The organism is Streptosporangium sp. NPDC000239, from assembly GCF_040300765.1.
Classification (GTDB): Bacteria; Actinomycetota; Actinomycetes; order Streptosporangiales; family Streptosporangiaceae; genus Streptosporangium.
In genome coordinates this window covers 121,448-136,170 of the sequence record NZ_JBEPEI010000020.1, presented here as the reverse complement: position 1 = coordinate 136,170, position 14,723 = coordinate 121,448, and the positions used below count along the sequence as shown (strand labels likewise).

At 70.2% G+C, this 14,723-nt stretch carries 7 protein-coding genes; 3 read left to right on the top strand and 4 right to left on the bottom strand.

Features of this window, described 5'->3' with window-relative positions; genetic code table 11:
* Positions 1-11: 11 nt before the first annotated feature.
* The 3 genes from ABT340_RS35025 to glgP all read right to left on the bottom strand — a co-directional run bounded on the left by ABT340_RS35025 (position 12) and on the right by glgP (position 7,535).
* A complete protein-coding gene (locus ABT340_RS35025) occupies positions 12-2,132 on the bottom strand; it encodes an amylo-alpha-1,6-glucosidase (protein WP_352015189.1) in 2,121 nt (706 codons plus the stop codon).
* Positions 2,133-2,245: 113 nt separating this feature from the next.
* Entirely contained in the window at positions 2,246-4,222 is a 1,977-nt protein-coding gene (locus ABT340_RS35020) for a M48 family metalloprotease (RefSeq protein ID WP_352015188.1), read from the bottom strand.
* 730 nt (positions 4,223-4,952) lie between these two features.
* A complete protein-coding gene (glgP, locus tag ABT340_RS35015; RefSeq protein ID WP_352015187.1) occupies positions 4,953-7,535 on the bottom strand; it encodes an alpha-glucan family phosphorylase in 2,583 nt (860 codons plus the stop codon).
* A gap of 366 nt (positions 7,536-7,901) precedes the next feature.
* On the opposite strand from glgP, the gene ABT340_RS35010 reads away from it, so the two are divergent.
* Genes ABT340_RS35010 through ABT340_RS35000 form a run of 3 tightly spaced genes read left to right on the top strand, consistent with a single transcriptional unit; the run spans position 7,902 to position 13,054 of the window.
* On the top strand, positions 7,902-9,989 hold the full coding sequence (locus ABT340_RS35010; protein ID WP_352015186.1) for an alpha-1,4-glucan--maltose-1-phosphate maltosyltransferase: 2,088 nt from the start codon (positions 7,902-7,904) through the stop codon (positions 9,987-9,989).
* 43 nt (positions 9,990-10,032) lie between these two features.
* Positions 10,033-11,736, top strand: coding sequence for a maltose alpha-D-glucosyltransferase (gene treS / locus ABT340_RS35005; RefSeq protein ID WP_352015185.1), 1,704 nt, complete (start codon positions 10,033-10,035; stop codon positions 11,734-11,736).
* 4 nt (positions 11,737-11,740) lie between these two features.
* Positions 11,741-13,054, top strand: coding sequence for a maltokinase N-terminal cap-like domain-containing protein (locus ABT340_RS35000; RefSeq protein ID WP_352015184.1), 1,314 nt, complete (start codon positions 11,741-11,743; stop codon positions 13,052-13,054).
* A gap of 7 nt (positions 13,055-13,061) precedes the next feature.
* Here the strand turns inward: ABT340_RS35000 and ABT340_RS34995 are convergent, their stop codons facing one another.
* On the bottom strand, positions 13,062-14,261 hold the full coding sequence (locus ABT340_RS34995; protein ID WP_352015183.1) for a serine hydrolase domain-containing protein: 1,200 nt from the start codon (positions 14,259-14,261) through the stop codon (positions 13,062-13,064).
* Positions 14,262-14,723: the final 462 nt, after the last annotated feature.

The window sequence follows — 14,723 nt, the reverse complement described above, 5'->3', positions numbered from 1 at the left end:
TGAGTGGAACCTCAGGGGGCGTAGCGCAGGGCGGCCGCCGTCGGGCGGCGCGGCTCGTTGATCAGGGTGACGCCTTCGGAGAGGCCGGTGACGGACACCTCCGAGCCGTCGACGTCGACGGTGACACGGGAGTCGTCCAGGGGGAGCCCGGTGATCCGCAGCTTGCCCAGCCCGACCGGGTCGACCCACACCCGGCCCCGGGGGATCCACGGGTCCAGGCGCATCAGGGTGCGCACCAGGTGGATGGGGGCCGCCGCCGCCCACGCCTGCGGCGAGCAGGAGGTGGGGTACGGCACCGGCCAGGAGAATTCGGAGCGGCCGAAGCCGCAGAACAGCTCGGGCAGCCGCCAGCCGAAGACCTCGGCCGCGTCGAGAAGGCCGAAGGTGATCCGCTTGGCCTCCTCGGCGAAGCCGTAGCGCATCAGACCGGCCGCGATCAGGGCGTTGTCGTGCGGCCACACGGAGCCGTTGTGGTAGCTCATCGGGTTGTAGGCGCCCATGTTGGAGGCCAGGGTGCGCACGCCGTACCCGGTGAACATCTCCGGGGAGAGCAGGTGCTCGGCCACGGAGGCGGCCCGGTCCTCGTCGATGATGCCCGTCCACAGGCAGTGCCCCATGTTGGAGGCGAGGCTGTCGATGGGCCGTCCCGCGTGGTCGAGCCCGATGGCGTAGTAGCCCCGGTCGGCCAGCCAGAAACGCTCGTTGAAGGCGTCCCTGATCCGGGTCGCGCGGGCGTTCCACTCCTTCTCCAGTTCGATGTCACCCACCTCGTGGGCGAAGTGGGCGCGGGCGATGTAGGCGGCGTAGACGTAGCCCTGCACCTCGGCCAGGGCGATGGGGGCGCGGGCCAGGGTGCCGTCGGCGAAGTTGACGCCGTCGAAGGAGTCCTTCCAGCCCTGGTTGACCAGGCCGTGGTCGGTCTTGCGCTGGTAGGAGAGGAACGGGTCGGCGCACCTGACGATCCAGTCGAGGGCGTCGTCCGCGTACGGCATGAGCTCCTCGACGGCCTGCTGGTGCACCCCCCACCTGCGCAGTTCACCCAGGAGCATCACGAAGAGCGGGGTGGAGTCGACCGAGCCGTAGTAGGCGTGACCGCCGTGCGGCGAGGCGCCGGTCTGCACGCCGAACCGCAGCTCGTGCAGGATCTTGCCCGGTTCCTCCTCGGTGAGCGGGTCGTCCACCTTGCCCTGGAGCCTGGCCAGGCGGCGCAGGGTGCCCAGCGCGAGCGACTGGTCGAGCGGCAACGCCATCCACGAGGTCAGCAGCGAGTCGCGGCCGAACAGCGTCATGAACCAGGGCGCGCCCGCCGCGATCGTCGGCGGCTCCTCCGGCCGGTCCGGTTCGAAGAGCCGCAGCGCCCCCAGGTCCTCCCGCGAACGGTGGATCACGTGGGCCAGGGCGCGGTTGCTCGTGGTGAAGGAGGGGCTGAGCCGCTCCCAGTCGGCGCGGCGCCTGGCGGGCTCGGCGTGTTCGAGCGGGTGGTGGGTGGAGAACCAGGCCGGTGACTCCTCCCCCTCCAGGATCGGGTTGACCTGGAACGTCGCCTTCCACTCGCCGCGCGCGGGCACGACGACCCTGAAGATGAGCACGCCGGGCACGGCGAACGGCGGAGGGTCGGTGACCACCCGCGTCCCGCGCGACCTGGTGGCCGAGAAGATCAGCAGCCCCGACCTGTCCGCCGTCATCTCCACGTCCGTCACGTGCCTGATCCGGCCCGCCTTCACCTCGAACAGGTCGGCCACGTCGGAGGAGACGTGCACGTCGAGCACACACCCGGCGGGTTCGTCGGACAGGTTGCGCAGGATCAGGTCCTCCCGCAGGCCACCGCCGACGTAGCGGTCCCTGATCACCAGCAGACTGCTCTCGACCCGTCCAGGACGCGGCGCCGCCCTGCCCACGAACGTCGCGTGGTACGGCTCGCCCGCCAGCACCCTGAGCGGCTCGACGGGCGACTCGTCCACCCGCAGCTCCCAGCGGGACAGCAGCCGGGTGTCGGCGTGGTAGACCCCCTGCGGCCCTCCCTGGATGATGTCCCCGCTCCGCGAGCACACGCAGAAGGAGCCCCCCTCGACCAGGGTCACCGTGGTGTCGCCCAGTGCTCCGGGCTGTCCTTCGAACGTCCAGGCGTTCAATGCACTCTCCGGGGTCCACGTCCTCGTTTCCTGCCCCATTCCCTCCTCCCCGGGGGAAAGAACGCTTCCATGGCGTGTCTTGCCTGTTCACAGGCGTGTCGCCGGGAGAGGGACTACCGTTTGGTGCCGTCTTCGTGACGCCTGGCGAACTCCTGCTCCAGGAGTTCGTGCAGGCGCCGGACCATGCCGGGGCCGGGGCTCGGGCGCGGCGTCTCCGGCGGGACGTGGGGGGACAGCGACGGCTGAGCGGGGATGATCTCCCGCCACGGCGTGACGAACACCCCCGCGGGTTCGGAGTCCTCCGGCTCCTCCGGGGTGTCCGAAACCGACGACACGGCGGTCACCAGGAACAGGATGCCGATCAGCGCGGCGCCCGCCAGACGGAGCGTGAACCTCCTGCGGCTCCTGCGCGCCCTCTCCACGCCCACGGCCACCGGAGCGCCCGCCGTCGCGACGGGCTCCTCCGCCTGGGGTGTCCCCTCGGCGTCGTGGCCGAGCCAGGTCCCGGGGTCGACCCCGAGCGCGGCAAGCCGCAGCCGCAGCCGCCTCACTTCGGGGGCGCCGCCGAGGACGGCCGCCGCCACCAGGGAGTGGATCTCCCCGACGGTGACGCCCGCCGCGACCGCCCGGCCCCGTTCGCTCCAGGCCAGGCGGCTCGGCCCGGTCCATGTCGTCTCCCAGTTGGCCCGCCCCCGCACCACCAGGGCCTGGCCGACCAGCGCGAACAGCGCGGTCTCCAGCCGGGCCAGGCTCCCGGCCGTCTCCTTCCCGCTCCGCTCCTCCTGAGGGCCGAGGCAGGCGGCGAGCCGTCCCGCCCGGCCGTCGGCCAGCAGGTCGAGGACGGTCTCCAGCGCGGGCCGCGCGGTGCCGCCGACCCTGCGGGCGGCCCGGACCAGGCCCCGCACCGGCTCCGTCGCCAGGGTCTCCATGGTCAGTCCGACCCACTCCTGCCAGGGCAGTACGGCCCGCCTCTCCCGCTCCCCCGGGAACAGGCAGTGCCGTACGGTCCCCGGCCTCACCTCGAACCCGGCCTCCAGGGCGGTGGTACGGCCCCGGCCCGCGGGTTCCCGGCGCCCGCCCAGGGCCCGCATGCGCCGTTCCACACTGGGGTGGGGGTCGTGACGCGAGGTCCGCCGGGACGGCGTCGCGTGTTCCATCCCCTCGATAGCGGCCCGGTAGCCGGACGAGGCGAGCATGGCGGCGAACACCGCCGGCGGGTCGTCGGGCAGGTAGCCCCTGACGTACATGGGGTCGAGATACCGGTCACGGAACTCGCCCCACGCCACCGGCAGCACAACCAGGGTCCGCCACAGCGCCTCCGCCGCGACCGTGCCCCCTGTGCCTCCTGTGGCTCCCGTGCCTCCTGCGGCTCCCGTGGCCTCGACGGCCCTCGCCGCGGCCGCGTCCGCCTGGAGTTCCTGCCGCCGGTTGACGGCGGAGGAGACCCAGAGGTACAGCCTCGCGTAGCCGGAAAGCGGCCACCGGATCCAGGAGACCGGGACGCCGCGCGCGGCGGGGTCCGGGGTGCGGGGGCGTTCGAGCCGGTCGAGGACGGCACGCAGCGCCAGGTGCCCCCGGTAGACGACCGCGCCGAGCCCGGTGGGGGCGTGGTGACCCAGTTCGTGGCAGAGCGCCGCGCGCAGTTCGTCGGCCGTCAGCCCGGCCAGCAGCGGCAGTCCGAGGCGCAGGTGCCGTCTGCCCCCGACGAGGCCGAGCAGCCTCGTCTCCTCCGTCAGCTCGGCGTCCACCTCCGCGGTCAGCCGCAGGGTCGCGGGCGGGCGGGTGCCGAGCCGCCCGGCCAGTTCCGTGACCACGGCCCACAGCTCGGGCGCCTGGCCGGGGGTGACCAGGACGCCATCGGGGGCGGGCCGCACCCCGGCCCCGGTGACGAACAGGCGGCGCAGGATCCACAGCGCCGGGATCGCGGTGAGCGCCGCCGTCACCGTCCCCGCCCGCGACGGCCTGCCCAGCGCGGGCGCGTCCCACACGAACAGGACGAGGACGCCCGCGTCGAGCAGGACGAGGACCAGGCCCAGCAGGCAGGGGCCCGCGAGCAGTCCGAGCGCCAGCAGCGCGCGCACCGCGATCACGGCAGCCCCCTTCCCCGGTCCGCCGCCGTCCCGATGGCATGGCGGACCCGGTCGAGGCAGGTCCCCTTCTTCCTCAGCCGCTCCCACGCCCCGCGCGGGAGGAGGCCTCTGGTGGGCACACCCGCGAACGTCAGGCGGTGGAACCCCCCGAACCCGTCCGCCCTGTCAGGTGCCCGTGTGTCTTCCTGTCGTGCGACGTCCCGTTCCGTCATCGTTCGCCCCTCCGCCGGAGGCCGGACGCGGAGACACCATGGAGACACCTGATGAGCGTCCCCTCGCCCGCCCTGTGGCCGATGGGCACGGACTCCTCACCGGCCCGTGCCCGTACCACCGTGACCTGGCCGCGCGCCTGACTCCCGCCGGTCGAACGCATGCGGTACAGAACCACCGAGAACACCGGCCTGACCGAGCCCGCGAGCAAGGCGGGGACGACCGATCGCTCATCGCCGAGGTGTTCCGACGGCCGGCGCGCCCTGCGCAGGCCCCGTGCTCCGAGAGGGTCTCGACAGTGAGAGATCTTGGCCGGAGTCGACCTGAACCACAGCGGTGCGCGGGCCCGCCCGGCCGCGCCCGCCGGAGCGGGCGGCGGCCCGGTGGGCCACGAACACCGGTAATGCCAGTAAAGCAGCAGGCTGCGGCGTTGCGGAGGGAAAGACGGATTTCCGGACTTCGGCGATCCCCGGCCGGACGAGGCCGGTCGGGGACAGCCGGGGACGGCGTTACGCCGGGGTCAGCGCAGGGTGCCGTTGGTCATGCCGACCGGTTCCTCGGGGACGGCGATCAGGCCGAGTTCGGCGGGCGTGGCCACCAGCGGGTGGTCCGGCACGACCCGGACGGTGTATCCGAAGGAGCCGGTGCGGTCGAGCGGGATCGTGCCGCTGTAGACGGCCTTGCCGTCGTCGGCCTCCGTCTCCAGGGTCAGGTCGGCGTAGGACGGGCCGACCATCTCGTCGTGCTGGCCGACCAGCCCGTAGGCGGCCTGGACCCGGATGTCGGACGGCTGCAGCTCACCGAGGGCGATGGCCGCCCGCAGTTCCAGGGAGGCGCCGACCTCGGGGGTGTCCCCCAGGTTGGTCGCCTCGACGTGCTCGACCCGGACCCCCGGCCAGGCCTGGTGGACCCGGAGCTTCCAGGCGGCGAAGTGCCTGGCGGGCTCGTAGCCGTCCGCGGACAGGGCGCGGGCCGACCCGGCCGCCGGGGCGTACAGGCCGATCACGTAGTCGCGGAGCATCCGGCCCGCCAGGACCTTGGGCCCGAGCGAGGTCAGGGTGTGCCTGACCATCTCCAGCCAGCGCAGCGGCAGGCCGTCGGAGGCCCTGTCGTAGAACCGGTCGGCCACCTCGTGGTCGATCAGGTCGTAGAGCGCGTGCGCCTCAAGCTCGTCGCGGCGGTCGGGGTCGGCGACCCCGTCCGCGGTGGGCACGGCCCAGCCGTTCGTGCCGTCGAACCACTCGTCCCACCAGCCGTCGCGGATGGACAGGTTGAGCCCGCCGTTCAGCGCGGCCTTCATCCCGGAGGTCCCGCAGGCCTCAAGAGGACGCAGCGGGTTGTTCATCCACACGTCACAGCCCTGCACGAGGAGCTGGCCCAGGGCCATGTCGTAGTCGGGCAGGAAGACGATGCGGTGCCGTACGTCCTCGCTGTCGGCGAAGCGCACGATCTGCTGGATGAGTTTCTTGCCGCCCTCGTCCGCCGGATGGGCCTTGCCCGCGATCACGATCTGGACCGGCTTCTCCGGGTTGAGCAGCAGTTCGCGCAGGCGTTCCTGGTCGTTCAGCATCAGGGTGAGCCGCTTGTACGAGGGCACCCTGCGCGCGAAGCCGATGGTCAGCACGTTGGGGTCGAGGGCGTCCTCGATCCAGCCGAGTTCGGCCCGGGAGGCGCCCCTGGCCAGCCAGGACCTGCGCAGCCGTTCCCTGGCCGCGTTGACCAGGCGGGCCCTGAGCCTGTTCCTGATCCCCCAGACGTCCACGTCGGAGATCTTGTTGACGCCCTCCCAGCCCTGGGCGCGCTCGACCAGGGTGGGCAGTTCCCTGCCCGCGAGTTCCATGATCTCGCGGCCGACCCAGGTGGGCGCGTGCACACCGTTGGTGATGGACCCGATCGGGATGTCGTCGGCGTCGAAGCCGGGCCACAGGCCGCGGAACATCTCCCGGCTGACCTCGCCGTGCAGCTCGGACACGCCGTTGACCCGCTGGGCCAGGCGCATGCCCATCGCGGCCATGTTGAACTTGCCCGGTTCGTCCTCGGCACCGAGTTCGAGGATGCGCTCGACGGGGACCGTTGGCCAGGCGTTGTCGCCGCCGAACTGGCGGGCGATCATCTCGGCCGGGAAGCGGTCGATCCCGGCGGGGACCGGGGTGTGGGTGGTGAAGACCGTGCCCGCCCTGACGGCCTCCAGGGCCTCGTCGAAGGAGAGCCTGGCCTCGGTCAGCTCGCGGATGCGCTCAAGGCCGAGGAAACCCGCGTGCCCCTCGTTGGTGTGGAAGACCTCGGGCTCGGGGTGGTCGCCGACCCGGCAGTAGGCCCGGATCGCGCGCACTCCGCCGATGCCCAGCAGCAGTTCCTGGAGCAGGCGGTGGTCGGTGCCGCCGCCGTACAGGCGGTCGGTGACGTCGCGGGCGGCGTTGTCGTTCTCCGCGACGTCGGAGTCGAGCAGCAGCAGCGGGACCCGGCCGACCTGGGCCACCCACACCTGGGCGTGCAGAGGACGCTGTTCCGGCAGGCTGACCGTGATCCGGACCGGGGTGCCGTCCCGCTCCTTGAGCAGGGTCAGCGGCAGGCCGCCCGGGTCGAGCGAGGGGTAGTGCTCCAGCTGCCACCCCTCGGGGGAGAGCGACTGGGTGAAGTAGCCGTGGCGGTACAGCAGGCCGACGGCCAGGATCGGCACCCCGAGGTCGCTGGCCGCCTTGAGGTGGTCGCCCGCGAGGATGCCCAGACCGCCCGAGTACTGCGGCAGCGCGGCGGCGATGCCGTACTCGGGGGAGAAGTAGGCGATGGCCCGCGGTGCCTCGGCGAGGGTCTGGTACCACCGGGGCGCGGTCATGTACTCGTGGAGGTCGTCGGCGGCGTCGGCGACCCGCCGGAGGAAGCGGCGGTCGGCGGCCAGCTCACGCAGGCGGCTCGCCTCGACGGCGCCGAGCAGCGCGACCGGGTCGTGACCGACGCGTTCCCAGGTCGCCGGATCGACCTCGGCGAACAGATCGAGTGTTTCGGGGTGCCACGACCAGCGCAGATTGTGGACAAGCTCGCCGAGGGGGGCCAGCTCCGGGGGAAGGACGGTGCGGACAGTGAACCTACGGATTGCTCTCACGCTGCCAGACCCTAGTTACTCAGCGCCATGACGGCGACCCGGACACTCACGCGTCTCCCCCTCACCACTATCAATCCGCTCCAAACACATCCAAGGGCAGTCGATCGACCGGGAGACCACACCCTGGGAACAACTCGCCGAACAGTAAGAGGTCCCGCACTCTTCCACCTAGGCGCATGAAGATGGACTATTGGGGCACGCATCTGTGGGTCGCGACGCCCCACCCCCGGGGGGCCGACCGTCGATGCAACGGCAGGGTATTGTCCTGCATCAAAGCCGGTGACCAGGGGCTTTTAGAGAATCGAAGATCTATTCTTGCCGACTTTTTCGGCGGCACCGGGTGTGCCGTCGCTACCTTGAGACGCGATGATCGGACGAATTCCCATCCAGGACATCCAGCCCACGGTCGAGTGCGGGAGCTACCCCGCCAAGGCGGCCGCGGGTGAGACCTTCGAGATCACCGCCGTCGTGTTCCGTGAGGGCCACGACGCGGTCGCCGCGGGCGTCGTGCTGACGAGCCCCGACGGCGCGCGTGGACCGTTGCTGCCGATGCGCGAGCTCGCGCCGGGCACCGACCGCTGGGGCGTCGAGGTGACGCTGCCCGCGGAGGGTGAGTGGAGTTTCCGCGTCGAGGCGTGGGGCGACCCGATGGCGACCTGGCTGCACGACGCGGGCATCAAGATCCCCCGTGACCTGGACGCCGAGCTGATGTGCGAGGAGGGCGCCCGGCTCTTCGACCGCGCCGCCAAGGCCGTACGGCCCGCGGACTGCGCGCCGGCGGGCCAGGAGCCGAAGAAGAAGTCGGGCAAGACCGGGAAGAAGACCGCGTCGGCCCACGTGTGCGGGCACCGGGCCGCGTTGCAGGCGGTCGCGGCCAAGCTGCGTGTCACGGCGCTCGACCCCAGGGCCCGTTTCGCGGTCGCCCAGTTGCCGGAGACGGCGGAGCTGCTGCGGGCGCATCCGCTGCGTGAGCTGGTGACCCGCTCCCAGCGGCGGCTCGTCAGGGTCGATCGCCGCAGGGCGCTCTACGGCTCGTGGTATGAGTTCTTCCCGCGTTCGGAAGGGGCGATCGTCGAACCGGACGCAGCCCCCAAGTCCGGAAATTTCAAGACTGCCGCGAACCGGCTGCCCGCCGTCGCGAAGATGGGCTTCGACGTCGTCTACCTGCCCCCGATCCACCCCATCGGGCACAGCTTCCGCAAGGGCCGCAACAACACCCTGACGCCGGAGCCGTACGACCCGGGCTCGCCGTGGGCGATCGGCTCCGAGGAGGGCGGCCACGACGCCATCCATCCCGACCTGGGCACCTTCGAGGACTTCGACGCCTTCGTGGCCAAGGCCCGTGAGCTGGGCATGGAGATCGCGCTCGACCTGGCCCTGCAGTGCGCCCCCGACCATCCGTGGGTCAGGGAGCACCCGGAGTGGTTCAACGTCCGCGCCGACGGCTCGATCGCGTACGCGGAGAACCCGCCGAAGAAGTACCAGGACATCTATCCGCTGAACTTCGACAAGGACCCCGAGGGCCTCTACGCCGAGGTCAAGCGGGTGGTCCGGCTGTGGATGGACCACGGCGTACGGATCTTCCGGGTGGACAACCCGCACACCAAGCCGGTCGCGTTCTGGGAGCGGCTGATCGCCGACATCGGCTCGACCGACCCGGACGTGCTGTTCCTCGCCGAGGCCTTCACCAGGCCGCCGATGATGCACGCCCTGGGCAAGGTGGGCTTCCACCAGTCCTACACGTACTTCACCTGGCGCAACTCCCGGCAGGAGCTTGAGGAGTATCTCACCGAACTCTCGCACGGGTCGTCGAGCTTCATGCGGCCCAACCTGTTCGTCAATACTCCGGACATTCTCCACGAATACCTGCAACACGGGGGAGTCGCGGCATTCCGCATTAGAGCCATCATCGCTGCGATGGCCATGCCAACGTGGGGCGTGTACTCGGGTTATGAACTTGCGGAAAATGTCCCGGTTCGCCCTGGTAGCGAAGAATACCTAGATAGCGAGAAATATCAGTACAGACCTCGCGATTGGGCCAGTGCCGAGCGAGAGGGCCGTAGCCTGGCTCCACTGATCACGCAACTTAATCTGGTGCGCAGAGCACACCCGGCGCTCCAGGAATTGCGTAACCTACGGTTCCATAGCGTCGACAATCCGGACGTGGTCTGCTTCTCCAAGCGGCTGCCCGGCGCCCACGATACGGCCACACGACGGCACGGCATGGGCGACGTGGTCCTGACTGTCGTCAACCTCGATCCGCACCGCACCCACGAGGCGACGGTTTCGCTGGACATGCCCGCCCTGGGTCTCGGCTGGAACGCCGAGTTCGTCGTCGACGACGAACTCTCCGGCGAGTCGTACAACTGGCGGCAGTCCAACTACGTGCGCCTCGACCCTTATATCCACTCAGCACACATCTTCACTCTGCGTGCCACGGCGAACCAGCGGTGAGCCGGCCGGGTACGCATACCGGCAAACAGCGGGGAGTCCACTGGTGAGTCAGGTACCTGAGCCAATTCCGAACACCTTCGACGAGGAGAAGCCGCGCGACCCGTACTGGTTCAAGCGCGCCGTCTTCTACGAGGTGCTCATCCGGGGGTTCGCCGACTCCAACGGAGACGGCACCGGAGACATCCGAGGGCTGATCGAACGGCTGGACTATCTCCAGTGGCTCGGCGTCGACTGCCTGTGGCTGCTGCCCCTGTACGAGTCCCCGCTGCGCGACGGCGGCTACGACATCGCGGACTTCATGAAGATCCTGCCCGAGTTCGGGGACCTGGGAGACTTCGTGAAGCTCGTGGACGAGGCCCACAAGCGCGGCATGCGGGTCGTCGCCGACCTGGTGATGAACCACACCAGTGACGCCCACCCCTGGTTCCAGGCGTCCCGGCACGACCCGCAGGGCCCCTTCGGCGACTTCTACGTCTGGAACGACGACGACGAGCTCTACAAGGACGCCCGGATCATCTTCGTCGACACCGAGACCTCGAACTGGACCTACGACCCGGTCCGGCAGCAGTACTACTGGCACCGCTTCTTCTCCCACCAGCCGGACCTCAACTACGAGAACCCGGACGTGCAGGACGCGATGCTCGAAGTGCTGCGGTTCTGGCTCGACCTCGGTATCGACGGCTTCCGGCTCGACGCGGTGCCGTACCTGTTCGAGCAGGACGGCACCAACTGCGAGAACCTGCCCAGGACCCACTCCTACCTCAAGCGGATCAGGGCCGAGGTCGACCGGCTCTACCCGGACCGGGTGCTGCTGGCCGAGGCCAACCAGTGGCCCGCGGACGTGGTCGAGTACTTCGGCGACCCCGCGACCGGTGGCGACGAGTGCCACATGGCCTTCCACTTCCCGCTCATGCCGCGCATCTTCATGGCCGTGCGGCGCGAGTCGCGCTACCCCATCTCGGAGATCCTGGCCCAGACGCCGAAGATCCCGGAGAACTGCCAGTGGGGCATCTTCCTGCGCAACCACGACGAGCTGACGCTGGAGATGGTCACCGACGACGAGCGTGACTACATGTACGCCGAGTACGCCAAGGACCCCCGGATGCGGGCCAACGTCGGCATCCGGCGCCGCCTGGCGCCGCTGCTGGACAACGACCGCAACCAGATCGAGCTGTTCACCGCGTTGCTGCTGTCGCTGCCCGGCTCGCCGGTGCTCTACTACGGCGACGAGATCGGCATGGGCGACAACATCTGGCTCGGCGACCGTGACGGGGTGCGCACCCCGATGCAGTGGAGTCCCGACCGCAACGCCGGCTTCTCCAGCTGCGACCCCGGCAGGCTGTACCTGCCGATCATCATGGACCCCATCTACGGCTACCAGGCGATCAACGTCGAGGCCCAGCAGAAGAGCTCCGGCTCCCTCCTGCACTGGACCAAGCGCATGATCGACATCCGCAAGCGTCACCCGGTCTTCGGCCTGGGCGCCTACACCGAGCTGAACTCCTCCAACCCGAGCGTCCTGGCCTACGTGCGTGAGCTGGGCGACGACCGGATCCTGTGTGTGAACAACCTGTCGCGGTTCCCGCAGCCGGTCGAGCTCGACCTGCGCCGTTTCGAGGGATCGGTGCCGGTGGAGACGATGGGTGGAGTTCCGTTCCCACCGATTGGCGAACTTCCGTATCTTTTGACGCTTCCTGGGCATGGGTTCTACTGGTTCACCCTGCCGCCCACATCCCAGGAGGCGTGAGACCGTGTTGACGGAGCTCCTTTCCGGCTGGATCACCCATCAGCGATGGTTCGCCGGTAAGGGGCGCCCGATCGACGAACTCGGCGTCGACTCCGACGTCGAGCTGAGCCCCGGTCTGCGCCATCTGATCATCTCGGTGCGCCAGGCCGGGGACCACGACCGCTACCAGCTCCTGCTCGGCACGGACGGCGACGCCTCAGGCCGCTACAGCCACGCCAGGATCGGCGGCGACTACTACGACGCCGTCTACAACCCCGACCTCACCGGGCCCCTGCTCACCGGGATGGCCGAGGGCCGCGACCTGGGCCCCCTGCGCTTCCGCCATCTGGAGGGCGCCTCGATCGACACCTCCCTGCGCAGTCTGGTGCTGAGCGCCGAGCAGTCCAACACCTCCCTGGTGTACGGCGAGACCTACATCTGCAAGCTGTTCCGCCGCCTCATCCCCGGGGTCAACCCCGAGCTTGAGATCGTCACCGCCCTGGCCCGCCACGGCGCCGGGCACATCGCCCGGCCGTACGGGTGGATCGAGACCGACCTCGACGGGGAGACGACCACGCTGGCGATGACCCAGGAGTTCCTGGCGACCGCGAACGACGGCTGGTCGCTGGCCCTGGCCAGTGTCCGTGACCTGTACGCCTCACTCGACCCCTCGGCGGAGGACGCGGGGGGCGACTTCAGCTCCGAGGCCTACCGGCTGGGCGTGGCGACCGCCGAGGTCCACCGTGAGCTGGCCGTCGCCTTCCCCACCGGAGTGCTGGAGTCCCAGGACGTCAAGCAACTGGTCGAGGACCAGCGCCGCCGCCTGGCCCAGGCGATCACCGAGGTGCCCGCGCTGGCCGCGCACGCGCGGGTGGTCGAGGACGCCTACCAGCGGATGGCCGACGTGGTCTCCGAGATGCCCGTCCAGCGCGTCCACGGCGACTACCACCTCGGCCAGGTGATGCGCACGACGACCGACTGGGTCGTCCTCGACTTCGAGGGCGAGCCCGGTCAGCCGCTGGCCGAACGCCGCGCGCTGTCGTCCCCGCTGCGCGACGTGGCCGGGATGCTGCGCTCCTTCGAGTACGCGGCCCGCCACCTGCTCGCCGACAATCCGGACGCCGAGGCACTGCGCCCCAGGGCGGCCGAGTGGGCCGCGCTGAACCGCGCGTCCTTCCTCGACGGCTACGCGGCGGGCGGCGGCAGGCTGCACCCCCAGGACACCGTCCTGCTGCGCGCCCTCGAACTGAGCAAGGCCGTCTACGAGGTCGTCTACGAGGCCCGTAACCGCCCCACCTGGCTGCCCATCCCCATGGCCGCCTTCGAAACGGACCGCTGAGGGTTTCTCACTCCAGCCGGCCCAGGTCGGCCAGGGAGCCGTTGAACAGGAAGTCGGAGGTCTGGGTCATGGCCATGACCACGAGGTCGCGGGCGGGGTGGTTGAACCACGAGGTGCCGTAGCCGCCGTCCCAGCCGTAACGGCCGGGGACCGAGGAGATCTCGTCCGGCTCGGTGACGACGGCCACGCCGTACCCCCAGCCGTGACCGGCGAGCACGATGTCGCCTGACGCCCGCTGCCCGGCCGTCAGGTGGTCGGTCGTGATCAGCTCGACGGACCGCTCGGACAGCACCCGGCGCCCCCGGTGGACGCCCCCGGCCAGCAGCATGCGGGCGAAGGCCAGGTAGTCGTCCACGGTGGAGACCAGACCGGCCGCTCCCGAGGGGAAGGCGGGCGGCCTGGTCCAGGCTTCGTCGGCGGTGTGCGTCTGCGGCGTCAGCTCGCCGGTCGGGCCGGTCATGTAGTGGACCGGAAGCCTGCCGAGGTGCTCGGCGGGCAGGTGGAAGCCGGTCTCGGCCATGTCCAGCGGCTCGAACAGACGCGTCCTGAACACATCGCCGAGCGACATGCCCGTGGCGCGGGCGACCAGCACACCGAGCACGAGGGAGGCGGTGTTGTACTGCCAGCGCTCCCCCGGCCGGCACATCAGCGGCAGCGTGCCGAAGCGTCGCATCCACTCGTCGGGGTCGTGCGGCGTGCGGGGGTCGGGCGGGCCGGTGACGAGTTCGAGCTCCCGGGCCGCCTCGATGACGGGATAGGGCAGGTCGATCGTGGGGTACGGCGAGTCCGGCGTGACCCCGAAGACCAGGCCGTATCCCATCCGGAAGGTCAGCAGGTCCTCCACCGTGATCGGGCGTCCGGCGGGGACGGTGTCGTCGAGCGGGCCGTCGAGGCGCCTGAGCACCCTGCGCCCGGCCAGCTCGGGAAGCAGCCGGTCGACCGGTTCCTCCAGTCTCAGCGTGCCGTCCTCGACCAGGGTCATGGTCGCCGCGGCCAGAACCGCCTTCGTCATCGACCCGACGCGGAAGATCGTGTCGCGCCGCATCGGCTCGTCACCGCCCAGGGCCGTCGCCCCGATCGGCTCGACGAGCGTCTCGCTCCCCTGGGCGACGAGAAGCACCATGCCGGGCAACTCGCCTTTCTCGACACGCGCGGCCATCGCCTGGCGCACCCGGTCGAACCCGGCTCGCAACGGAGAGGTTGTCATCGTCGTGCCTCCACGCTCAGGGCTCCCGCCCACCGGTACGGCGTCACCCCAACCCTGCCATCCCCGACCGGCATTTCCCACGCGCATTCGGGGTACGGCGGTGCCGTACGACCGCTTCCGCCTCCGGAGGGAGGCGAAGAAAAGGGTGCCGTAAGCCGGAAAGAGGCTAGGAAAGAGCGGACATAAGGCTTTCCCATAGCTTTTCACAATCGCCTGACGGGTTCGCGGAAATTACCAGGACAGGCCCTTGTCGTCGTCGCGAACCAGTGGACGGGCATACACCGCCCACCTCAGGGCATGAATCCGGTCACACCCTCACCACCCGTACGGCCCCGCGACGCACCAGGTGTTTCGGCCGCCCCATAGTCCTCGTGACATAACACACGCCACGCGCACCACTCCCGGAACGGATTGAATCCACAAACCCTGGCGGACCAATTCACTGACTTCCGTGATCGCCGC

Excerpts from the sequence above, each read along its gene's own strand:
- ABT340_RS35010 (WP_352015186.1), top strand. The coding sequence starts at position 7,902 with ATGATCGGACGAATTCCCATCCAGGACATCCAGCCCACGGTCGAGTGC.
- ABT340_RS34995 (WP_352015183.1), bottom strand. The coding sequence starts at position 14,261 with ATGACAACCTCTCCGTTGCGAGCCGGGTTCGACCGGGTGCGCCAGGCG.